Annotated in this window: 16 protein-coding genes; 9 read left to right on the top strand and 7 right to left on the bottom strand. The window is 66.3% G+C overall.

Annotated features, from left to right (window positions below; genetic code table 11):
• Positions 1–30: 30 nt before the first annotated feature.
• The 4 genes from ABT392_RS02215 to ABT392_RS02200 form a co-directional block, all read right to left on the bottom strand.
• Positions 31–1,095 carry a branched-chain amino acid ABC transporter permease gene (locus ABT392_RS02215; protein WP_334278478.1) on the bottom strand — a complete coding sequence of 355 codons (1,065 nt, stop codon included), beginning with the start codon at positions 1,093–1,095 and terminating at the stop codon, positions 31–33.
• 99 nt (positions 1,096–1,194) lie between these two features.
• Positions 1,195–2,124 carry a branched-chain amino acid ABC transporter permease gene (locus tag ABT392_RS02210; protein WP_395386772.1) on the bottom strand — a complete coding sequence of 310 codons (930 nt, stop codon included), beginning with the start codon at positions 2,122–2,124 and terminating at the stop codon, positions 1,195–1,197.
• Positions 2,125–2,142: 18 nt separating this feature from the next.
• Positions 2,143–2,928 (bottom strand): ABC transporter ATP-binding protein, encoded by a 786-nt coding sequence (locus ABT392_RS02205; protein ID WP_334278476.1) that lies wholly within the window; start codon positions 2,926–2,928, stop codon positions 2,143–2,145.
• A complete protein-coding gene (locus ABT392_RS02200; protein ID WP_395386773.1) occupies positions 2,928–4,874 on the bottom strand; it encodes an AMP-dependent synthetase/ligase in 1,947 nt (648 codons plus the stop codon). Before ABT392_RS02200 ends, ABT392_RS02205 begins: the two co-directional genes overlap by 1 nt.
• A gap of 170 nt (positions 4,875–5,044) precedes the next feature.
• Between ABT392_RS02200 and ABT392_RS02195 the strand changes: the two genes are divergently transcribed.
• A complete protein-coding gene (locus ABT392_RS02195) occupies positions 5,045–5,803 on the top strand; it encodes a Crp/Fnr family transcriptional regulator (RefSeq protein WP_334278474.1) in 759 nt (252 codons plus the stop codon).
• Between the two features lie 14 nt (positions 5,804–5,817).
• On the opposite strand, the gene ABT392_RS02190 is transcribed toward ABT392_RS02195, so the two are convergent.
• Positions 5,818–6,411, bottom strand: a complete 594-nt coding sequence (locus ABT392_RS02190) for a GNAT family N-acetyltransferase (RefSeq protein WP_464970891.1) — start codon at positions 6,409–6,411, stop codon at positions 5,818–5,820.
• Between the two features lie 161 nt (positions 6,412–6,572).
• Here ABT392_RS02190 and ABT392_RS02185 point away from each other — a divergent pair, with 161 nt between their 5' ends.
• The 7 genes from ABT392_RS02185 to ABT392_RS02155 all read left to right on the top strand — a co-directional run bounded on the left by ABT392_RS02185 (position 6,573) and on the right by ABT392_RS02155 (position 16,726).
• Complete coding sequence (locus ABT392_RS02185; RefSeq protein ID WP_334278472.1) at positions 6,573–7,466, top strand: recombinase RecA; 894 nt, start codon at positions 6,573–6,575, stop codon at positions 7,464–7,466.
• The gene (locus tag ABT392_RS02180) at positions 7,423–8,736 is read left to right on the top strand and encodes a Y-family DNA polymerase (protein ID WP_334278471.1); all 1,314 of its coding nucleotides are present in this window, start codon (positions 7,423–7,425) and stop codon (positions 8,734–8,736) included. The genes ABT392_RS02185 and ABT392_RS02180 overlap by 44 nt, the downstream gene beginning before the upstream one ends.
• On the top strand, positions 8,733–11,954 hold the full coding sequence (locus ABT392_RS02175; protein ID WP_395386775.1) for an error-prone DNA polymerase: 3,222 nt from the start codon (positions 8,733–8,735) through the stop codon (positions 11,952–11,954). The genes ABT392_RS02180 and ABT392_RS02175 overlap by 4 nt, the downstream gene beginning before the upstream one ends.
• Positions 11,955–12,021: 67 nt before the next feature.
• Positions 12,022–12,507 (top strand): hypothetical protein, encoded by a 486-nt coding sequence (locus tag ABT392_RS02170; RefSeq protein ID WP_334278469.1) that lies wholly within the window; start codon positions 12,022–12,024, stop codon positions 12,505–12,507.
• A gap of 105 nt (positions 12,508–12,612) precedes the next feature.
• On the top strand, positions 12,613–14,007 hold the full coding sequence (locus ABT392_RS02165) for a M16 family metallopeptidase (protein WP_395386776.1): 1,395 nt from the start codon (positions 12,613–12,615) through the stop codon (positions 14,005–14,007).
• 20 nt (positions 14,008–14,027) lie between these two features.
• Positions 14,028–15,455 (top strand): M16 family metallopeptidase, encoded by a 1,428-nt coding sequence (locus tag ABT392_RS02160; protein WP_395386777.1) that lies wholly within the window; start codon positions 14,028–14,030, stop codon positions 15,453–15,455.
• Positions 15,456–15,997: 542 nt separating this feature from the next.
• Positions 15,998–16,726: a S1C family serine protease gene (locus ABT392_RS02155; protein WP_464970890.1), complete on the top strand. Its 729-nt coding sequence runs from the start codon at positions 15,998–16,000 to the stop codon at positions 16,724–16,726.
• A 17-nt stretch (positions 16,727–16,743) separates the two neighbouring features.
• Here the strand turns inward: ABT392_RS02155 and ABT392_RS02150 are convergent, their stop codons facing one another.
• Complete coding sequence (locus ABT392_RS02150; RefSeq protein WP_334278942.1) at positions 16,744–17,475, bottom strand: substrate-binding periplasmic protein; 732 nt, start codon at positions 17,473–17,475, stop codon at positions 16,744–16,746.
• A gap of 68 nt (positions 17,476–17,543) precedes the next feature.
• Here ABT392_RS02150 and ABT392_RS02145 point away from each other — a divergent pair, with 68 nt between their 5' ends.
• Positions 17,544–18,392, top strand: coding sequence for a PA4780 family RIO1-like protein kinase (locus ABT392_RS02145; protein WP_334278943.1), 849 nt, complete (start codon positions 17,544–17,546; stop codon positions 18,390–18,392).
• A gap of 5 nt (positions 18,393–18,397) precedes the next feature.
• On the opposite strand, the gene ABT392_RS02140 is transcribed toward ABT392_RS02145, so the two are convergent.
• Entirely contained in the window at positions 18,398–20,596 is a 2,199-nt protein-coding gene (locus tag ABT392_RS02140; RefSeq protein ID WP_395386779.1) for a sensor histidine kinase, read from the bottom strand.
• Between the last annotated feature and the right edge of the window lie 81 nt (positions 20,597–20,677).

Raw genomic sequence — 20,677 nt, 5'->3', positions numbered from 1 at the left:
GTGGTTTCAAGAAGGAAGGTAGGTAGGCACTCAGTGCGGGAAGGGCCACAGCCGCAGCTTCTCTTTCGCGGTGGACCAGAGCCGCGCTATCCCATGCGGCTCCTTGATCAGGAAGAACACGATCAGCGCGCCGAAGACCATGAACTCCAGGTGCGAGGAGGTTTCAGTGGCAATCGGGATGCCCAGCCAGTGCGGCAGCTGGCTCAACAGAATCGGCAGGATGATGATGAAGGCCGCGCCGAAAAAGGCCCCCATCACGGAGCCCAGCCCCCCGATGATGACCATGAAGAGCAGCTGGAACGAACGGTCGATCGAGAAGGCGGCCGGCTCCCAGGAACCGAGGTGCACAAAGCCCCAGAGCGCGCCGGCCACGCCGACGATGAAGCTGCTGACCGCAAAGGCGCTGAGCTTGGCGTAGACCGGGCGGATGCCGATCACACTGGCGGCCACATCCATGTCGCGCATCGCCATCCATTCGCGGCCGATGGCCGAGCGCACCAGGTTCTTGGTCAGCGTGGCGAACACGACGACGAAGACTAGGCAGAACAGATACTTCTGCACTGGCGACTCGACGGAAAAGCCAAAGACCTGCAGATTGGAGACCGAGACATTGCCCGAGGCCGAGTTGTTCGTGAACCAGGAGATGCGCAGAAAGGCCCAGTCGCAGAAGAACTGCGCGGCCAGCGTCGCGACGGCGAGATAAAGGCCCTTGATGCGCAAGGAGGGCACGCCAAAGAACACGCCGACCACGGTCGATGCCAGCCCGCCCAACAGGAGCGAGGCGATCAGCGGCATGCCTTCGATGCGGACCTGGAAGTTGTAGGCCGCATAGGCGCCCACGGCCATGAAGGCACCGGTGCCCAGCGAGATCTGCCCGCAATAGCCCACCAGCACGTTCAGGCCCAGGGCCGCCAGCGAGAGGATCAGGAAGGGAATCAGGATCGCGCGGAACAGGTATTCCGAGGCGAAGGCCGGGACCACCACAAAGGCCAGCAGCAGGATCAGCGCGATCGCAACCTGGTCCTGGCGGATCGGAAAGACCGCGTTGTCCGCGCGGTAGGAGGTCTTGAACTGGCCGTTTTCACGGTAAAGCATGCTCGTCCCTATCCATGATCTTTTAGTTCCGGCCGCGCCTGTCGGCGCTTAACTTGGACAAGTCCAAGTTAGCCTGCTCTGAAAAATCATTGCTCGCGTTCATACGCGATCAATGATTTTTTCCCCGAAGAGACCTTGCGGCCTCACCAGGAGGAATCCCAACGCCAACACATATGCAAACCAGATCTCGATGCCACCGCCCAACATCGGGCCAAGGTAGACCTCCGAGACCTTCTCGCCCACGCCGATCACGAGGCCGCCGATGATGGCGCCCGGCACCGAAGTCAGGCCGCCAAGGATCACCACCGGCAGCGCCTTCAAGGCCACCAGCGAGAGCGAGAACTGCACGCCCAGCTTGCTGCCCCAGATGATGCCGGCCACGAGGGCCACGAAGCCGGCCACGCTCCAGACGATGACCCAGATGCGCGAGAGCGGAATGCCGATGGACTGCGCGGCCTGGTGGTCGTCTGCCACGGCGCGCAGGGCGCGGCCTGTCGCGGTCTTCTGGAAGAACAGCGCAAGCAGCGCGACCAGCACCGCAGCAATCAGCGCTGCATACAGGTCTTCCTTGTTGACCAGCACGCCGCCTTCAAAGGTCTTCTCGAACAGGAAGACCGGATCCTTGGGCATGCCCACGTCGATCTTGTAGATGTCGCTGCCGAACAGGCTCTGGCCCAGGCCTTCCAGGAAGTAGGTGATCCCGAGCGTGGCCATCAAGAGCGTGATGCCTTCCTGATTCACCAGCTTGCCGAGCACGAGACGCTCGACGCACCAGGCCACGGCCACCATCACCAGGCAAGCGCCGACGAAGGCCAGGATGTTGGCCAGGATGGCGTTTTCAAAGCCGAGCAGCTTCGGAATCCATTCCGCGAAGCGAGCCATGGCCAGCGCAGCGAACAGCACCATCGCGCCCTGCGCGAAATTGAAGACGCCCGAGGCCTTGAAGATCAGGACGAAGCCCAGCGCGATCAGCGAATACAGCATGCCCGTCATCAGGCCGCCGAAGACTGTTTCAATAAGGAATCCCATATCAGTGCGTCCCTGCCTTCAGTGCGAAGTGCCGAGATAGGCCCGGATCACGTCTTCATTGCGGCGCACTTCGTCGGGCGCGCCGTCGCCGATCTTCTTGCCGTAGTCGAGCACGACGACGCGGTCCGAGATGTCCATCACCACGCCCATGTCATGCTCGATCAGCACGATGGTGGTGCCGAATTCGTCGTTCACGTCGAGGATGAAGCGGCACATGTCCTGCTTCTCTTCCACATTCATGCCGGCCATGGGCTCGTCCAGCAAAAGCACTTGCGGCTCCATCGCCAGCGCGCGGCCCAGGTCCACACGCTTTTGCAGGCCATAGGGCAGGCGGCCGACCGGCGTTTTGCGGTAGGCCTGGATCTCGAGGAAATCGATGATGCGCTCGACCTTTTCGCGCTGGGCGATTTCCTCGCGCTCGGCCGGACCCCAGCGCAAGGCCTGCAGCAAGAGATTGCTCTTCATGTGCAGGTTGCGGCCGGTCATGATGTTGTCCAGCACGCTCATGCCCTTGAACAGCGCCAGGTTCTGGAAGGTGCGGGCCACGCCCATCTCGGCCACCTGGCGCGAGTTCATGTGCTTGAAGGTCTGACCCTTGAAGCTGATGGAACCCTGCGTCGGGTGATAGACGCCGTTGATGCAGTTGAGCATCGAGCTCTTGCCCGCGCCGTTGGGGCCGATGATGGAGCGGATCTCATGCTCGCGCACATCGAAGCTGATGTCGGTCAGCGCCTTCACGCCGCCAAAGGCCAGCGAGATGTTCTTGACCTCGAGGATGACCTCGCCGATTTTCTTCGCGCTCATCAGGCGGCCCTCCGCGCTGGTGCGAATGTTTTCGTATCAACGATCTTCAAATCTGCAGACACCGAGCCCGAGCGCCCATCCTCGAACTTCACCGCCGTCTCGATGAACTGCGAACTCTTGCCTTCGTACAGTGCATCGATCAGCACCGCGTACTTCTCGGCAATCGCACCACGGCGGACCTTGCGGGTGCGCGTGAGCTCGCCATCGTCCGCATCCAGCTCCTTGTGCAGGACCAGGAAGCGGGTGATCTGGCTGCCCGCCAGCAACTCGTCCTGCGCCAGGTCGGCATTGACCTTCTCCACGCATTCGCGGATCAGTTCGTAGACCTCGGGCTTCTGCGCCAGGTCGTTGTAGCCGGCATAGGGCAGGTTGTGGCGCTCGGCCCAGTTGCCCACGGCATCAAAGTCGATGTTGATGAACGCGCAGACCTTCTCGCGCCGGTCGCCAAAGGCCACGGCCTCCTTGATGTGCGAGAAGAACTTGAGCTTGTTCTCCACATACTTGGGCGCAAACATGGCGCCGTCGTTCGTGCCGCCGACGATGCGGCCCACATCCTTGGCCCGGTCGATGATCTTCAGATGCCCCGAGGCATCGAGGAAGCCGGCGTCGCCTGTGTGGTACCAGCCGTCGGCAGTCAGCACCTCGGCCGTGGCCGCGTCATTCTTGTAGTAGCCCTTGAGAAGGCCAGGCGAACGCACCAGGATCTCGCCACTGTCCAGCAGCTTGATTTCAACGCCCTCGATGGGCACGCCCACGGTGTCCGACCTGGCTTCGTTGTCAGGCTGCAGGCAGACGAAGACGGCTGTTTCCGTCGAGCCGTAGAGCTGCTTCAGATTGATGCCGATGGACCGGTAGAAGCTGAACAGATCGGGGCCGATGGCCTCACCGGCCGTGTAGGCCACGCGCACCCGGGAGAAGCCGAGCGTGTTGCGCAGCGGGCCGTAGATCAGCAGGTTGCCCAGGGCGTACTTGAGCTTGTCCAGCGCCGCTACGGGCAAGCCATCCATCAGCGCCGGGCCAACGCGGTTGGCCAGCGTCATGCAGCGCTTGAACAGCCAGCGCTTGGGCGCAGAAGCGTCTTCCATGCGGATCATCACGGTCGTCAGCAAGCCTTCGAAGACCCGCGGCGGCGCGAAGTAGTAGCTCGGCCCGATCTCCTTCAGGTCGATGGACACCGTGCTGGCCGACTCGGGGCAGTTCACCACATAGCCGCAGGCCAGCCACTGCGCATAGCTGAAGACGTTCTGGCCAATCCAGGCGGGCGGCAGATAGGCCAACACTTCTTCGTTGCTGGTGAGCTTGTCGAAGCGGGCACCGGCCTGGGCGCGGTCGATCAAGGTGGCATGCGTGTGAATCACGCCCTTCGGGTTGCCCGTCGTGCCCGAGGTGAAGAACATCGCGGCGGTATCGCTGTCCTTGACCGCCTCGATCCATTGGTTGAACAGCTGCGGATGAGCGGCCGCCTCGACCCGGCCGGCCGCGATCAGCGCATCCAGCGGAGAGAGGCCCGGCTCGTCATAGTTGCGCAGGCCGCGCGGGTCGTCGAACCAGATGTGCTGCAGGAGCGGCAATTGCTCGCGGATCTCCAGCAGCTTGTCGACCTGCTCCTGGTCCTCGACCACCGCATACGCGACCTCGGCGTTCGACAGGGGGAAGATGAACTCGGCAGCCACCGCGTCTTGATAGAGCGGCACCGGAATCGCGCCCAGCGACTGGGCCGCCAGCATCACGGCCGACAGCCGCGGCCGGTTCTCACCGACCACCACCAGGTGCAGGCCATGCCGCAGGCCGGCCTGGTGCAGGCCATGCGCCAGCGCCTTGACCAGCTCGGCCAACTCGGCCCAGCTGGTGGCTTGCCAGATGCCGTATTCCTTCTCACGCAAGGCAGCGGCGTCAGGGCGCTGCCTGGCATGTTCGAGCATCAGACGCGGGAAGGTCGTCGTCAAGCGTGTCTCCTGCGGGACATCCTGTTGCGCCGAAAAGTCAGCGTTGGGTCCTCGAATGCAGCAATCCTAGGCTTCACTTTGACGCCTGCCTGTCGTTGCAACGACAATTCAAGGGCTATCCCGGCCCCAGGTTTTCACCAGGGTTTGCTGTCAGCCTCACGTCAACAAGCATGAGCTATGAATTCGTCCCGCTGAGCGCCGATGCCGCCCCCCTGAGCCATGCCCGCGGCACACCGCTGCGGCAGCGGGCCCGGCCAGCCACCGACGCCGAGCTGGCCGCCATTCCCTGGCTGGCCGTGCTGGAGAGAGCCCAGCGCGACCGGGTGGCGCAGCAACTGCAGGTGGCGGAGGCCGAGGTGGGCGAACGGGTCTGCCGCATCGGCAAGCCGGCCAACTTCTGGTTCGGCGTGATCGATGGCCTGCTGAAGATGAGCAACGACGACTCGACCGGCCAGGCCATCACCTTCACCGGCGTGCCGCCGGGCGGCTGGTTCGGCGAGGGCACCTTGCTCAAGCGCGAGGTCTACCGCTACAACATCCAGGCCCTGCGCCGCAGCGTGGTGGCCGGCCTGCCGCTGGAGAGCTTCCATGAGCTGCTCGAAACAAGCATTGCCTTCAACCGCTTCGTCATCAACCAGCTGAACGAGCGGCTCGGCCAGTTCATCGCCGCCCGCGAGATCGACCGCAGCAGCGACCCCGACCTGCGCGTGGCCCGCAACCTGGCCGCCCTCTTCCATCCGCAGCTCTATCCCGGCGTGGGCACGCTCCTGCGCATCACGCAGCAGGAGCTGGGCTATCTGGTGGGTCTGTCGCGCCAGCGTGTCAACCAGGCCTTGAAACGGCTTCAGGAAGACGGGCTGATCCGCATCGACTATGGCGGCCTGCGGGTGATGGACTTGCCGGCGCTGCGGCGCTTCGGTGCCAGCTGAAGCAAGGCCAGCGCTCAAGCGCCGAACGGCGTGGCCTGCGGCGGCAGGCGTGGCATCTCGGCGTAGTGGGCCGCCGCGATCTCGTAGAGCAGGTCGGCCGGCTGGCCCGGCACATTGGCCAATGAGCCCTTGAGCCTGAGGCCGGCGCGCTCCAGCGTCTTGCGGGAAGGCATGTTGGCCGGCTGCACCACCGCCAGCACGGCGTCGGCCTGTTGCTGCTCGAAGGCCAGGGCCAGCGCGGCCTGGGTCATCTCGGCCGCATAGCCCTGGCCCCAGGCCTGCGGACGGAAGCGGAAGTACAGGTTCAGGCCCTGGCGGCCTGCCACCTGGCGCAGCATCAGGCCGCCAAAGCCCAGCAGCTCCTCGGGCTGCTCACGCAGCGCAATCGCCCAGTAGCCGAATTCATGCGCCTGCCAGTGCCCCAGCCAGTCATCCAGTTGCTGCATCACCTCCTCGCGCGAGCCGGGCATGGGGCTGGCGCTGAAGCGCTGGCTGACCGGGTCGGACTGGATCTCGTAGAGCGCCTCCAGATCGGCCGGCTGCGGCGCGCGCAGCAGCAGCCGCTTGGTAGGCAGCGCGGGCCAGGGGTCGGAAGCTTGCAAGCTCATGCGTCCAGGAATTGAGGGTTTTCCCGCATTATGACGATACCAAGTAAACCCTTGGTTTCAATGCGCCCACAGCGGTGAGGAGCTGTGACGCAATTGGCATCGGCAGGGGCTTGCGGGCTGCTTTCTGACCCATATACTGTACGTTCATACAGTATTCAAGCATGCCCGCCCTCCTCGCCCGCCCGGTCACGGCCTCAGCGCCATTGCCCGGTCTTTTTCCCCCGCTGCAGCAACCCGCCTCGCCCACCGAGGCGCTGCTGGCCGACCCGCGGCTGTGGCGCGCGGCCAGCCTGGGCAGCTCGGTCAGCCCCTGCATCTCCAGCGGTTTTGCCGCCCTCGATGCGGAGCTGCCCGGCGGTGGCTGGCCCACCCGCTCGGTCTGCGAAATCCTGCAGGCGCAAGGCGGCATGGCCGAATGGCGGCTGCTCGGGCCGGCGCTGCGAGGGCTGCTGAAAGAGCGCCAGCTGCCGCAGCATCAGCAGCCACAACAACGGCAGCAGTCCAGGAAGAAGAGCAAACCGGTTGCACCGACCGCTCGCCCCGTGCTTCTCATCAATCCTCCGTATGCGCCGCATCTGCCCGGCCTCCTGGCCCATGGCCTGAGCGAGAAGCAGCTGGTCTGGATAGCCCCGGCGCAAGCCGAGCAGGCGCTGTGGGCCACCGAGCAGGCGATCAAGGCCAACGCCGCTGCGGCCCTGCTGGCCTGGCTGCCGGCGGCACGGCCGGAGCAGATCAGGCGGCTGCAGGCGGCAGCGCTGGCGTCCAATGCGCCGGTCTTCCTGTTCCGGCCACTGGCGGCGCAGCTTCAATCCTCGGCCGCGCCCCTGCGCCTCTTGCTGGCGAGCGGCGCGTCCTGGTGCCTGGAGCTGCAAATCCTCAAGCGGCGCGGCCCGGCGCTGGAAGAGGCGCTGAGGCTGCCGGCCGTGCCCGATGCCTTGGCCGAGATGCTGGCGCCACGCCTGCTGCTGCCGCCGCGTGCAGCCGCAACTCGTCCGAACCTGGAGACCGGCCATGAGCCCGCGTCCGCACTGGCTCGCGCTGCGGCCCTGCAATGAGCCCGCCCCGGCCGATCTGCAGCAGACCCTGGCCTGGTGGTCGCTGCAGTTCACGCCGCGCGTGGCCTTGCTGGAAGAGGCAGTGCTGCTGGAGGTGGCTGCAAGCCTGCGCCTGTTCGGCGGCCGGCGGGCCCTGCATCGCCGCCTGCTGAGCGAAGCCCAGGCGCTGGGCCTCGGTTTGGCGGGCCTGGCCTGGGCGCCCACCAGCCTGGGCGCGCTGGCGCTGGCACGCGGCGGCGTGCTCAATGGCTTTGCCCGGCCGCTGCCCGAGCTGCTGGATGCGCTGCCGCTGGCCTGCCTCAGCGCTGCCGCCGCCGAAGCGCCCATGCTGGAGCGCCTGGGCTGCCGCCGCCTGGCCGACGTGCGCGGCCTGCCACGCGGCGCCAGCGCGCGGCGCTTTGGCGCGAAGCTGCTCGCGGCGCTGGACCAGGCCTATGGCCTCGCACCCGAGGCGCACGAGTGGGTGCAGGCGCCCGAGCGCTTCAGTGCGCGGCTGGAGCTGCCTTTCCGCATCGAGCATGCGCCGGCCCTCCTGCATTACAGCGAGCCGCTCCTGCGCCAGCTGTGCGCCTGGCTGGCCGCACGCCACGCCGGCATCAAGCGCCTGACCCTGGCCTGGCAGCACGATGCAATGCGCCCGCGCGAGGCCGGCACCGGCGGCGAGCTGCAGCTGGGCACGGCCGACAGCACGCGCGACTTCACCCATCTGCGCCGCCTGCTCGGCGAGCACCTGGCGCAAACCCAACTGGCCGCACCGGCCGGCGAATTGCGCCTCAGCGCGGACAGCATCGAGCCCTTGCAGCTCGTCAGCGACTCCCTGCTGGCCGATGGCCCCGAGCAGGCGCGCGAGCCGGCCAATCAATTGCTCGAAAGGCTGGCCGTTCGCCTAGGCGCCCAGCATGTGCGCCGCGCCGTGCCGCGCGAAGACCACCGGCTCGAATGCATGCAGGACTGGCTGCCCTGGGGCCAGGTCTTGCCTGCGGCCAAGGCTCGGCCGCCACTGCAGCCCCAGCCCACCTGGCTGGTCGAGCCACCGCAGCGCCTGCTCGCCCATCACGACAAGCCGCTCTACCGCGGCGAGCTGCAGATGCTGGCCGGGCCGCAGCGCATCGAGGGTGGCTGGTGGGGCCAGCCGGGCCTGCAAGAGGCCGGGCATCAGCAGCGCGACTACTACCTGGCCCGCAACCCCGAGCAGGCATTGCTGTGGATCTTCCACGAGCGCCTGGGCGGCGAGCGCTCGCATTGGTATCTGCACGGGGTGTTCGCATGACTGGCGCCACTCACTTTTCGCCGCAATCGTCCGACGAAGAGAACCTGGTCGGCCGGCCAGCCTATGCCGAGCTGCACTGCCTCTCGAGTTTCAGCTTCCTGCGCGGCGCCTCCGACCCCGACGAGCTGGTCGAGCGCGCCACCGAACTCGGCTACGAGGCGCTGGCGATCACCGATGAATGCTCGCTGGCCGGCGTGGTGCGGGCCCATGCCCATCTGCGACGATTGAAGAACGATCCGCCCGAACACCTGGCGGGCCTGCCCCTGCCCAAGCTCTTGATCGGCAGCGAATTCCTGCTGCGCGATGCCAGCGGCGAGCCCGCCTTCAAGCTGCTGATCCTGGCCCGCAATATGAACGGCTACGGCAACCTCTGCCAGTTCATCACCGGCCTGCGCCGCGCCAGCGCCACCAAGGGCGAGTACCGGCTGAACTGGTCCGACCTGCGTCCACATGTGCTGGACGATTGCCTGGCCCTGCTGGTGCCGCGCCGCGCCGCCAGCGATGCCGAGCTGCTGGAGCAGGCCGGCTGGCTGCTGCGCCATTTCACCGGCCGCGCCTGGATCGCCGTGGAGCTCCTGCAGGAGCTGGGCGACGAGCGCTGGCTGCAGCGTCTGCGCAGCATCTCCGAGGCCACGGCCCTGCCCCTGGTGGCCAGCGGCGATGTGCACATGCACCGCCGCTCGCGCAAGGCCTTGCAGGACGTGCTGACAGCGGTGCGCGTGGGCCGCCCCATTACCGAATGCGGCCTCGACCTGCAGCCCAATGCCGAGCGCCATCTGCGCAGCAAGCTGCGCCTGGCCCAGCTCTACGCGCCCGACCTGCTGGCCCAGACGCTGGCCGTGGCTGATGCCTGCAGCTTCTCCATCGACGAGCTTCGCTACCACTATCCCAGCGAGGTGATACCCGAGGGTGCCACGCCGGCCAGCCATCTGCGCGCGCTGACCGAAGCCGGCATGAAGAAGCGCTGGCCGAAGGACGGCGGCGAGAAGTGGCGCGAGCGCGTCGAGCATGAGCTGGCCCTGATCGCGGAGATGAAGTACGAGCATTACTTCCTGACCGTGGCCGACATCGTGGACTACGCCCGCTCCATCAAGATCCTCTGCCAGGGCCGCGGCTCGGCCGCCAACAGCGTGGTCTGCTTCTGCCTCTACATCACCTCGGTCGATCCGGCCGACAGCACGCTCCTGTTCGAGCGCTTCATCAGCCGGGAGCGCAACGAGCCGCCAGACATCGATGTGGACTTCGAGCATGAGCGGCGCGAGGAGGTCATCCAGTACCTGTACCGCAAGTACGGCCGTGACCGCGCGGCCATAGCGGCCACCGTCATCCGCTACCAGCCGCGCAGCGCGATCCGCGATGTGGGCAAGGCGCTGGGGCTGGAGGAGGCCCTGGTCGAGGCCCTCGCGAAAGACCACAGCGGCTGGTCCGACCAGGCCCTGCCGCCGGCGCGGCTGCAGGCCTTGCAGGAGGAGCTGGGGCTCGATCCGCAAGACCGGCGCCTGAACCAGCTCGTGGTGCTGAGCCGCCAACTGGTCGGCATGCCGCGCCACCTGAGCCAGCATGTCGGCGGCTTCGTGCTGACACAGGGGCCGCTCTCGCGCCTGGTGCCGATAGAGAACGCGGCCATGCCCGAGCGCACCGTCATCGAATGGGACAAGGACGACCTCGACACCGCCGGCCTGATGAAGGTCGATGTGCTGGCGCTGGGCATGCTCACCTGCATCCGCCGCTGCTTCGATTTCTACCGCCAGCTGCGCCAGCGCGATATAGAGCTGGCCAGCATTCCGCAGGACGACCAGGCCACCTACGACATGATCTGCAAGGCCGACACCGTGGGCGTGTTCCAGATCGAGAGCCGGGCCCAGATGTCCATGCTGCCGCGCCTGCGCCCACGCAGGTTCTACGACCTGGTGATCGAGGTCGCCATCGTGCGGCCCGGCCCGATCGAGGGCGGCATGGTCCATCCGTATCTGCAGAACCGCGCCAAGAAGCCGCAAGACATCTACTACCCCAAGGAGGCACTGAAGGCCGCCCTCGAGCGCACCTGCGGCGTGCCCATCTTCCAGGAGCAGGTGATGCAGGTCGCGATGATCGCGGCCGACTTCAGCCCCGGCGAAGCCGACCAGCTGCGCCGCGCGATGGCGGCCTGGAAGCGGCCCGGCGACCTGGAGCGCTTCTACGAGAAGATCATCACGAACATGCGCAAGAACGGCTATGAGGATGATTTCGCCGAGCGCATCTTCAAGCAGATCAAGGGCTTCTCGTCCTACGGTTTCCCGGAGTCGCATGCGGCCAGCTTCGCATTGCTCACCTATGTGTCGAGCTGGCTCAAGTGCCATGAACCGGCGGCCTTTCTGTGCGCCCTCTTGAACTCGCAGCCGCTGGGCTTCTACACGCCCAGCCAGCTGGTGCAGGACGCGCAACGGCACGATGTGGAGGTGCGCCCGGCCGACGTGAGCTGCAGCAACAAGGACAGCACGCTGGAACTGCGCGAAGGCCAGGAGCAGCCTGCCGTGCGCCTGGGCTTGCGCCTGGTGTCGGGCTTGTCGGATGCGGCGGCCGAGCGTATCGAGAAAGCACGCGAGCAAGACGGCGCGTTTGCAGACGCGCAAGACCTGGCCCTGCGCGCCCAGCTCGATCAGCGCGAGATGCAGCTGCTGGCCGCCGCCGACGCCTTGATGTCGCTCGCCGGCCACCGCCGCCAGCAGGTCTGGCAGGCCTCCGCCCTGCGCCGCGCGCCGCCGCTCCTGCGCGAAGCCACGGTGGATGAAGCCGAATTGCAATTGCCTGAAGCCGCAGAAGGCGAAGAGGTCTTGTGGGACTACCGCTCGCTGGGCCTCACCTTGCGCAGCCATCCGCTGGCCCTCCTGCGCGAGCGCCTGGCCCGGCGCGGCCTGAAGAATGCCGAGCAATTGAAGCGCTGGCCGAGCGGCCGCAGCGCTCGCGCCTGCGGCATGGTCACCGGCCGCCAGCGGCCGCAAACCGCCAAGGGCACCTTGTTCATCACGCTGGAAGACGAAACCGGCGCGGTACAGGTGATCGTCTGGCCCGATGTCTATGCCGCGCATCGCTCCACCATCCTCGGCTCGCGGCTGCTGGCCGTGCGCGGCACATGGCAGCGCGGCGACGGTGGCGTCCAGCACCTGCTGGCCCGCGACTTCGAAGACCTCTCGCCGCTGCTGGGTCGGCTGGTGCTGGGCAGCCGTGACTTCCGCTGAGCCTCGGGCCCGCATCGGCCACTGGCGACAATCCCCCCCTTTCCAGAAAACTCCATCGACCCAGACCATGACTGACAGCGCCAGCCCAGAGACCATCAACGAGCCCCGCCTCTGGCGCGACAAGGGCTGGACCGCCGAGGTCATCAAGAACGAAGACGACGACGGCTGGGCCGTGGCCATGTACCTGGATGGCGAGTCCGAGCCGGCCCTGGTCGGCCCCTGGACCATGGGGCGCGACAAGAAAAACCCCAAGCCGCTGGACGTCAATGCCTTCAACACCTTGGTCAAGACCGCGGCCGAAGTGATCCGTCGCCACGAGCAGCAATTGCATGCGCAACTGCACAAGGAGCTGCGCGTGGACACGGCCGAAGACCGCCTGACCATCAGCTTCGACATCGTGCCCGATGAAGACGCGCCGCATGCGCTTCTGAGCGCGCATGACCGCGCCGGCGAGAAGCTGGGGCAGGCGCGCGTGCGGCCCGACTTCCGTTTCAACCAGGCCAGCGCCGAAGCCTGGGTGGCCGGCGGCTTCGAGAAGCCCGCGGGCGGCTGAATGCCAAAAGTCACACCCGCAAAATCCGCCTAATATCCGGCTCTTCCAAAAGCCGTGCAGCAGCAGTCGGGCGCCGGCATTTCTCTATCCAAGAGGATCAAGTTCATGCGCATTCCCAAACTTTCCCTGCTGCTGGCCGGCATGGCGCTGTCAGTCTCGGCGCTGGCCGCCGATGTCGATCGCTGGACCGTGCCCGTCGCGAGCAAGAAGCTCGCCAACGGCCTGACCGTGCTGGTCTCCGAAGACCGCAGCTCGCCCACCATCGGCGTCAGCGTGGTCTATCACGTGGGCATGCGCCTGGAGCCCAGGAACCGCACCGGCTTCGCCCACCTGTTCGAGCACCTGATGTTCCAGGGCACGCCCAAGGCGCCCAAGGGCGTGTTCGACCAGGTCATCACCAGCGGCGGTGGCCGCAACAACGGCTCGACCCGCCCCGACTTCACCAACTACATCGAGACCGCCCCGGTCTCGGCGCTGGAATCCATCCTGTGGATGGAAGCCGACCGCATGAAGACGCTGGACTTCAACCCCGCAACGCTGAAGAACCAGCAGGACGTGGTGAAGGAAGAGATCCGCGTCAATGTGAAGAACAGCCCCTACGGCGGCTTCATGTGGATCGACATCGGCCAGCTCGCCTTCAACAAGTGGGAGAACAACCACGACGGCTATGGCAGCTTCCAGGACCTGGAGAACGCCAGCCTCGACGATGTGCGTGCCTTCCACCGCGACTACTACGGTCCGAACAATGCCGTGCTGTCCATCGCTGGCGACCTGACGCCCGCGCAAGGCTTCGCGTTGGCCGAGAAGTATTTCGGCGGCATCCCGAAGCGCCCGGTGCCGGCCGGCACCGATTTCCGCGAAGGCCTGAACACGGCCGAGAAGCGCATCGAGCAGAGCGACGCGCTGGCCCAGGTGCCGGCCATTGCCGCCGCCTGGAAGATGCCCGACCGCGGCAGCAAGGATCAAGCCCCCATGGCCGTGCTCGGCGAGCTGCTTGCCGGCGGCGATGCCTCGCGCTTCTATCAGGGCCTGGTCAAGGGCCGCGAGCTGTCCTTGAACATGAACTCGCTCTACGGCCTGACCAGCCCCTGGGAATATGACGGCCCGACACTGTTCACCGTCTTCACGCTCTACAAGCCCAACAGCAACGCGGATGCCGTGCTCGCCGCGATGGACGAGGAAATCGCCAAGGTGGTGAAGGACGGCGTGGACGACGCCACGATGAAGCGCCTGAAGACCAGCATGCTGGCCAGCTGGTACGACGGCCTGGAGAGCTTCCTCTCGCGCGCCGACACACTGGCCAAGCTGCAGACACTGTGGGGCGATGCCAAGGTCATCAACAAGATCCCCGACTGGATTTCGGGCGTCACTTCCGCTGATGTGCAACGCGTGGCCAAGACCTACCTGACCCGCGAGAACCGTTCGGTGATCGACCGCAAGCCGGCTCCCAAGCCCGCGCCGGCCGCACCAGCGCCCGCCGCAGCCGACAAGAAGCAATAAGCCAGACGAGGACCAAGACCATGTTGAACATCAAGATGTCCAAGACCACCCTGGCCCTGCTTGCTGCCTGCGCGCTGATCGGCGGCCAGGCACAAGCCGCCACCGTCAAGCTGCCGGCCGAGCTGCCCGCCTTCGGCCAGGACAAGCCCATCCCCGTGCCGCAGATCACCAAGAAAACCCTGGCCAACGGCCTCGAGGTGTGGGTCGTGCCGCGCCAGGGCCTGCCGCGCGTCGACTACGTGCTGGCCGTGCGCGGTGCCGGCGCCAGCGCCGATTCGGCCGCCCAGGCGGGCCTGGCCAGCATGCTGGCCGGTGGCCTCAACGAGGGCACGGCCCAGCGCAGCTCGCGCCAGATCGCCGAGGCCGCGCAGGGCATGGGTGGCTCGGTTGGTGCCGGCAACAGCAATGACGGCATCACCGTCTTTGCCAACGCCGTCAGCTCGCAGGCGCCGGCCATGCTGAAGCTGCTGGCCGAAGTGGCACGCACGCCCGCCTACCCGGACAAGGAAGTGGCCCTGGCCAAGGCCAATGCCCTGCAAGGCCTGAAGGCCTCCGAGGCCAACCCCGGCTACCGCGCCGAACGGGCGCTGGGCTTCGCCGTCTATGGCGACCACCCCTACGCCCACACACGCGCCACGGCCGAGAGCATCAATGCCACCACGCCCGAGCTGCTGCGCGCCGAGCATGGCCGCCGCTTCCGCCCGGAACGCAGCCTGCTGGTCGTCACCGGCCGGGTCAATGCCGCTGAGATCTTCAAGCAGGTCGAGGCTGCATTCGGTGACTGGAAGGCCACGGGCGAAGCCTCGGCCGCCGCGGCTGCATCGCCGAGCACGGCCGCCGTCCAGCGCATCCTGCTGGAGCGTCCGGGCAGCGTGCAGGCCACCGTGCGCCTGGGCCGTCCCGGCAACAAGGCTGCGGCCGCTGATCAAGTGCCATTGCGCCTCGCTTCCACCATCATCGGCGGCGGCTTCAGCAGCCGCGTGAACCTGAACCTGCGCGAGGAAAAGGGCTACACCTATGGCGCCTCGGCCGGTGCACGCAGCTTCCGCGACGGCGGCATCGTCGTCGGCGGCGCCGACGTGCGCAACGAAGTAGCCGGCGCCTCGCTGAAGGAGTTCTTCTCCGAGTACACGCGCCTCGGCAGCGAGCTGGTCAGCGACGAAGAGATGGCCATGAACAAGCGCTATGTGGCCGGTGGCTACCTGATCAGCACCCAGCTGCAAGGCTCGGTGGCGCGCCAGCTGGCCAACAACTGGCTGATCGGCCTGCCGTCCGAGTTCCTGGGCAGCTATGTGCCGCAGATCCAGAAGGTCACGGCCGAGCAGGTGCGCGAGATCGGCAAGAAGTACTTCGACCCGGCCACGCAGAGCATCGTCGTCGTCGGCGACAAGGCCGCGGTGAGCGAGCAGCTCAAGGCCTACGGCGAGTTCACCGTCCAGGCGAAGTAAGCCAGGTACCAGGCAAGCAAGGGGCCGAGCCGCAAGGCTGCGGCCCTTCCCTTTTCTTGATTCATCGCCAAACTGCGAGGCGACGACAACCGGCACATTGCTGCCATTCGTTTTCTTGTTCCTCGGTTGGTCGAAGATCAGGCCACCAGCGGGTTCCCCTGCGCTCGTGTCCCCCGGCCCTGGCTGCGCCAGGTCCTCCTCCTTTACCTCGCTTCGGGAAACCCACTGCCGACCTGATCCGCACCACTGTGGCCTTCGCCTGGTGGCATGCGCAGGTTCGGCCGAGGGCGTCGGGTGAGGGTTTGGGCGAGGTAAAGGAGGAGGATCGGGCGAAGCCCGGTCCGGGGGACAGGAGCACAAGCCCTCACCCGATGGCCTCGGAAGCGCGAACGGCTGCAAAGTGCCGGCAAGAGACATCCCAAAGATTCGGCGATGAACCTATTTTTCACAGCCGCAAACACGTGCGGCGATACTGGCCCGGTCCATTGCCGCCTCCTGCCATGCTGCGCCGAACCTGCCGAAACCTCTTCCTGCTTCTCGTCATGAGCCTTGGCGGCCTGGGCTGCCAGGCCGAAAGCCTGCCCGACCTGATCGAGCGCGCCAAGCCCTCGGTGCTGATGGTAGGCACCTATTCCGCCACCGACAGCCCGCGCTTCGGCTTCCGCGGCAGCGGTTTCATCGTCGGAAATGGCCGGCAGGCTGTCACCAACGCCCATGTGCTGCCAGGGCCCGAGCAGTTCTCCACCGAGCGCAAGCTGGTCATCCAGGTGCGCGACGCCGCTGGCAAGTGGGTCATGCGCCAGGTGTCCAGAACGCGCGTCAATGCAGCCATGGACCTCGCACTGCTGACTTTCGAAGGCGAGCCCGGGCCGCCGCTGCAGCTGGCCGAACTGGCGGCACGCGAGGGCGAATCGATCGCCATCATGGGTTTTCCGATAGCGGGCGCCCTGGGTTTCTCGACCGTCACCCATGCCGGCATCATTTCGGCGCTGACGCCGGTGTTCCAGCCCATGCCCGGGCCAGGCGCCCTCACCGGGCGCGCGATACGCCAGGCACGCGAGGAGAAGTTCAATCTCTACCAGCTCGACGCCGTCGCCTACCCGGGCAATAGCGGCGGGCCGGTGTTCTCCACCACGAGCGGCCAGGTGATTGGTGTGATCAATATGGTGCTGGCTCGGGGCAGCAAGGAATCGGCCTTGAGCAACCCGACCGGCATCAGCTACGCCATTCCCTCCGCCCATGTCGTCGAGCTGATGCGAACCAGCGACTGAGCGCCCCTCCCCGCCACCTACTCTTTCAGGTAGCGGTCGTAGATGGCTTGAAATCGCCCCGTGTCCTTCAGGTGCTTGAGCCCGGCATTGAAATCGTCGCGCACCTGCTTGCTGCGAAAGACCGGCCGGTAGTCCTGTGGGTTGACCGCGGTGAATGCATGTTCATCGACCGGCAGCAACTCGCCACCCTCCCGGCGGAACTGCAGGGCGAAATACTTGAAGATGCTGCGATCACTGAGCACCAGGTCGTAGCGGCCGCGCATCAGCGTACGCACCTGCACGGCCTGGTCGTTCTGCTCCGTGTAGCGGCCGGCGGCCTTGACTGCCTCCAGCCATTGCGGATAGCGCCGCGCAGCGCCCACGAAGGAAATCACGGACAGGCCCTTGAGGTCCTCGGGCCTGCGGATGCTCAGGCGTCGCTCCTTGAGGGAAATGAACACGTTGTCGTACAGCACCGCCGGCTCACCGTAGTGGCCGCCGGCACTGGTGAGGTCCTCGCCAAGGTCGGTCATCGCGGCATCGACCGTGCCGTCCTTGAATGCCACAGGCACACGGGCAAACGGAAAGTACTGAGGCCGCAGCTTGTGGCCACGCCAGGCCAGTGCCTCGCCTATCACCTCGAGCTCGATGCCCGAGTTGGTCTGCGGGAAGCAGAACGGCGGAATGCGCTCACCAAAGGCCATGCGCACCTCGGCACCCCGCGCCGGCGCGACGAGCAGCAGCAACAAGCCCAGCAGCAGAGCCCTCATGACCTCATTTTCCTCCAGTGCAAGACGCTGGATCGAGGCTATCACGGCAGCGCATGGACAATAGCCCGATGAAAGCACCCGCACGCCTGCAGGCATTGATGGATGAAGGCCTGATCGACAGCGTGTCGCGCCAGCTGATGAGCGGCAAGGAAGCCAGCGTCTATGTGGTTCGCTGCGGCGACGAAACCCGCTGCGCCAAGGTCTACAAGGCCGCCACCGAGCGGAGCTTTCGCCAGGCGGTGGACTACACCGAGAATCGGCGGGTCAAGAACAGCCGCCAGGCCCGCGCCATGGCCAAGGGCACCCGCTTTGGCCGCGAGGCGAGCGAGGCCGCCTGGCAGAGCGCCGAAGTCGATGCGCTTTACCGCCTCGCCGCCGCCGGCGTGCGCGTGCCCAGGCCCTACAACTTCTTCGAAGGCGTGCTCCTGATGGAGCTGGTGGCCGATGCTGAAGGCGACGCCGCGCCGCGCCTCAATGATTGCGAGTTCAGCGCCGAGGATGCCCGCGCCCATCACGCCAGCCTCTTGTCCGAGGTCTTGCGCATGCTCGGCGCTGGCGTCGTGCATGGCGACCTGTCGGAGTTCAACATCCTGCTGGCCGCCGATGGGCCGGTCATCATTGACCTGCCCCAGGCAGTGGACGCGGCCGGCAACAACCATGCCCAGCGCATGCTTCTGCGCGACGTGGAGAACCTGCGCAATTTCTTCGGCCGTTTTGCACCCGAGCTCTTGAAGACCGACTACGGCCATGAGATCTGGGACCTCTACCAGCGGGGCCTGCTGCGCGAGGACTCGGCACTCAGTGGCCGCTTCGAGAGACCGCAAGCTGCCGTTGACCTGGGTGGCGTGCTGCGCGAGATCGACGATGCACGCGCCGAGGAAGCGGCCCGGCGGCTGCGCATGCAGCAAGCCAGCTGAAGCGTTCAGTCCGGCGCGCGGCGCGGCAATGTCAAGGTGAAGCGCGTGCCTTCGCCGGGCTCGCTGTCCAGTTCGATCTCGCCGCCCAGCACATTGCACACGATGCTGTAGACCAGGTGCAGGCCCAGGCCGCTGCCGCCCTGGCCCAGGCGCGTGGTGAAGAAAGGCTTGAACACCTCGCCCTGATGTTCCGGCGCGATGCCGCAGCCGTTGTCGCTGACAGTCAGCACCACTTCCCGCTCATCGCTGCGCACAAGGCTGATGAGGATGCGTCCATCGCTGCGCCCGTTGAACGCATGGACCACGGCGTTCTCGACCAGATTGGTCAGCACCTGACCAAAGGCGCCGGGAAAGCTGTCCAGCACCAGCTCGATGGGCAGGTCCATCTCGACACTGCAGCCGGGTGACTTCAGAGAGACCTGCAGCAGATGCACCACCTCCTCGCTGACGCGGCGCAGATTGAATGCCCGGCGCTGCAGACTGGCACGGTCCACCGCCACCTGCTTGAAATCCTGCACCAGGCTGGCCGAGCGCTTCAGATTGGCCAGCGCCAGGCCAACGCATTCGCGCGCGAGTTGCATGCCGCGGCTCAGCTCGCTTCGCCTGACTACACCACCGGCCAGCATCCCTTCCAGATCGGCGAGCGCAGTCACTGCGGTGTCGGTCGCCATCAAGGCATTGCCGATGGGCGTGTTCAGCTCATGAGAAACGCCCGCCACGAGCGAGCCCAGGCTGGCCAGCGTCTCGCGTTGCACCAGCTCCTGCTGAGCCTGCTGCAAGGCCTCGCCGCGCTCACGCACTCGCGCTTCGAGAGAGAGATTGAGCCGGTGCACAGCCTCCTCAGCCTGGCGGCGCTCATGCACCTCGCTTTGCAAGGCGGCCTGCGCCGCCTGTTCCTGGCGTCGGTGGCTGGCCAGGTCCTGAGCCATCGCGTCAAAGGCCTGCGAGAGCCGCTGCAGGTCGGCCGAGCCCTGGGCCGGCAGCGTCTGCGGCTCCTCACCATGGTGCACCCGTGCTGCCAGGGCCTCCACCGAGCTGGTGATGTCGCTCAGCGGCTGCTTGACACGCTGTCGTATCACGCGGTGCAGGAGCAGCAAGGTCAGCAGCAGCATCACGAGCCCGACCGCCAGCATCCATAGCACGCCGCGATGCAGCAGTTCGTCGATGCGCGCTTGCGGCGCCACCCGCACCGCCCACCAGTCCGGCCCGGCAATGCGCGACCAGGCCACCAGATGGCGCCCGTCGGGGGTGCGCGCGGCCTGAGCCGTGTCGCCGCCACTTGCAATCAGGGCATGCACTGCACTGAGCACCGGGTCACCCAGCGTGGCCAGCGCCAGTTGGCCCTGGGCCTTGGCGATCCGTTCGCGCAGCTCCGGATGGGCGATCAGCTGCCCGTCACGGCTGATGATCATGGTCAGCGCACCCAGCTCGGCGTCGGCCTGGCCGATCTGCTGCAGCAGCGTGTCGATGGTGATGTCGTGCCCCACCGTGCCCACCCAGCGCCCCTGCAAGTCCAGGGGCTGGATCACCGAGACCATCCAGGCCTTGGCTTCCTCATCGAAATAGACCGGCGTCCAGAAGACCTCGCGCTTCGGGTTGTTGCGCGGGTCGGCGCCGGTCATCGTCGGGTAATTGAAGTTGTCGGTCGCCGGTGTCGCGCCCTTGCCCCAGTCGATGCCACGCGAATAGACCATCAGGCCCTTCTCGACGAAATCGGTATAGGCCGAGAAAAACGGCGGCACCAGCGCCGGCCCCTGTTCGCGCAGGAGTTCGTAGCCCAGCACGGCACGGCGGCGCACGTCGGCATCCAGGGGCTTGCTGCCTTGCAGATAGAAGGTCGGCGCGCGCTCCGTGTCCACCAGCGCCGGTCGGAGCCGCCAGACGCCGTCCGCCGAGCGCTCGAACAACTCGCCAAAGCGGCGCTCTGCCTCGGCTTCGCCCAGCTTCCCGGAACGCTGCAGCCACTCCCGGGCAAGGCGTCGCACGCTGGCGTCGGCCAATTGGAACGACTGGCCTTGCTGCGCGGCCTGCAATTGCACGGTGCTGAGCATGGTGCCGGGCACCACCGCCGCTATCTCACGCTGCACCGACCAGAAGGCAATCGCCGCCAGGGCGCCCACCATCAAGACCACCAGCAGGCTGATCTGCAGCGAAAGCTGTCTTGCCAGAGAGGCCGGCGGCTTGCCCGAGAGGGTTGCGTTCATTCGGATCGAAGCGATGACGTCAGATCCTAACGCGGCCACCGGGGCATGCAGGTTGATCAAGGGAATTCGTTGATTTCCAAC

Source organism: Paucibacter sp. JuS9, assembly GCF_044043925.2.
Classification (GTDB): domain Bacteria; phylum Pseudomonadota; class Gammaproteobacteria; order Burkholderiales; family Burkholderiaceae_C; genus JAUASW01.
The sequence above is the reverse complement of the archived record's forward strand: the minus strand, read 5'-3'. Positions and strand labels throughout refer to the sequence as shown.

Bases quoted from the DNA above. Each gene is read 5' to 3' on its own strand.
- ABT392_RS02185 (WP_334278472.1), top strand. From the start codon at position 6,573: ATGCCCGCCCTCCTCGCCCGCCCGGTCACGGCCTCAGCGCCATTGCCC.
- ABT392_RS02215 (WP_334278478.1), bottom strand. From the start codon at position 1,095: ATGCTTTACCGTGAAAACGGCCAGTTCAAGACCTCCTACCGCGCGGAC.
- ABT392_RS02160 (WP_395386777.1), top strand. From the start codon at position 14,028: ATGTTGAACATCAAGATGTCCAAGACCACCCTGGCCCTGCTTGCTGCC.
- ABT392_RS02175 (WP_395386775.1), top strand. From the start codon at position 8,733: ATGACTGGCGCCACTCACTTTTCGCCGCAATCGTCCGACGAAGAGAAC.
- ABT392_RS02155 (WP_464970890.1), top strand. From the start codon at position 15,998: ATGAGCCTTGGCGGCCTGGGCTGCCAGGCCGAAAGCCTGCCCGACCTG.
- ABT392_RS02205 (WP_334278476.1), bottom strand. From the start codon at position 2,928: ATGAGCGCGAAGAAAATCGGCGAGGTCATCCTCGAGGTCAAGAACATC.
- ABT392_RS02140 (WP_395386779.1), bottom strand. From the start codon at position 20,596: ATGAACGCAACCCTCTCGGGCAAGCCGCCGGCCTCTCTGGCAAGACAG.
- ABT392_RS02190 (WP_464970891.1), bottom strand. From the start codon at position 6,411: ATGAGCTTGCAAGCTTCCGACCCCTGGCCCGCGCTGCCTACCAAGCGG.
- ABT392_RS02195 (WP_334278474.1), top strand. From the start codon at position 5,045: ATGAGCTATGAATTCGTCCCGCTGAGCGCCGATGCCGCCCCCCTGAGC.
- ABT392_RS02180 (WP_334278471.1), top strand. From the start codon at position 7,423: ATGAGCCCGCGTCCGCACTGGCTCGCGCTGCGGCCCTGCAATGAGCCC.
- ABT392_RS02170 (WP_334278469.1), top strand. From the start codon at position 12,022: ATGACTGACAGCGCCAGCCCAGAGACCATCAACGAGCCCCGCCTCTGG.
- ABT392_RS02150 (WP_334278942.1), bottom strand. From the start codon at position 17,475: ATGAGGGCTCTGCTGCTGGGCTTGTTGCTGCTGCTCGTCGCGCCGGCG.
- ABT392_RS02210 (WP_395386772.1), bottom strand. From the start codon at position 2,124: ATGGGATTCCTTATTGAAACAGTCTTCGGCGGCCTGATGACGGGCATG.
- ABT392_RS02145 (WP_334278943.1), top strand. From the start codon at position 17,544: ATGAAAGCACCCGCACGCCTGCAGGCATTGATGGATGAAGGCCTGATC.
- ABT392_RS02165 (WP_395386776.1), top strand. From the start codon at position 12,613: ATGCGCATTCCCAAACTTTCCCTGCTGCTGGCCGGCATGGCGCTGTCA.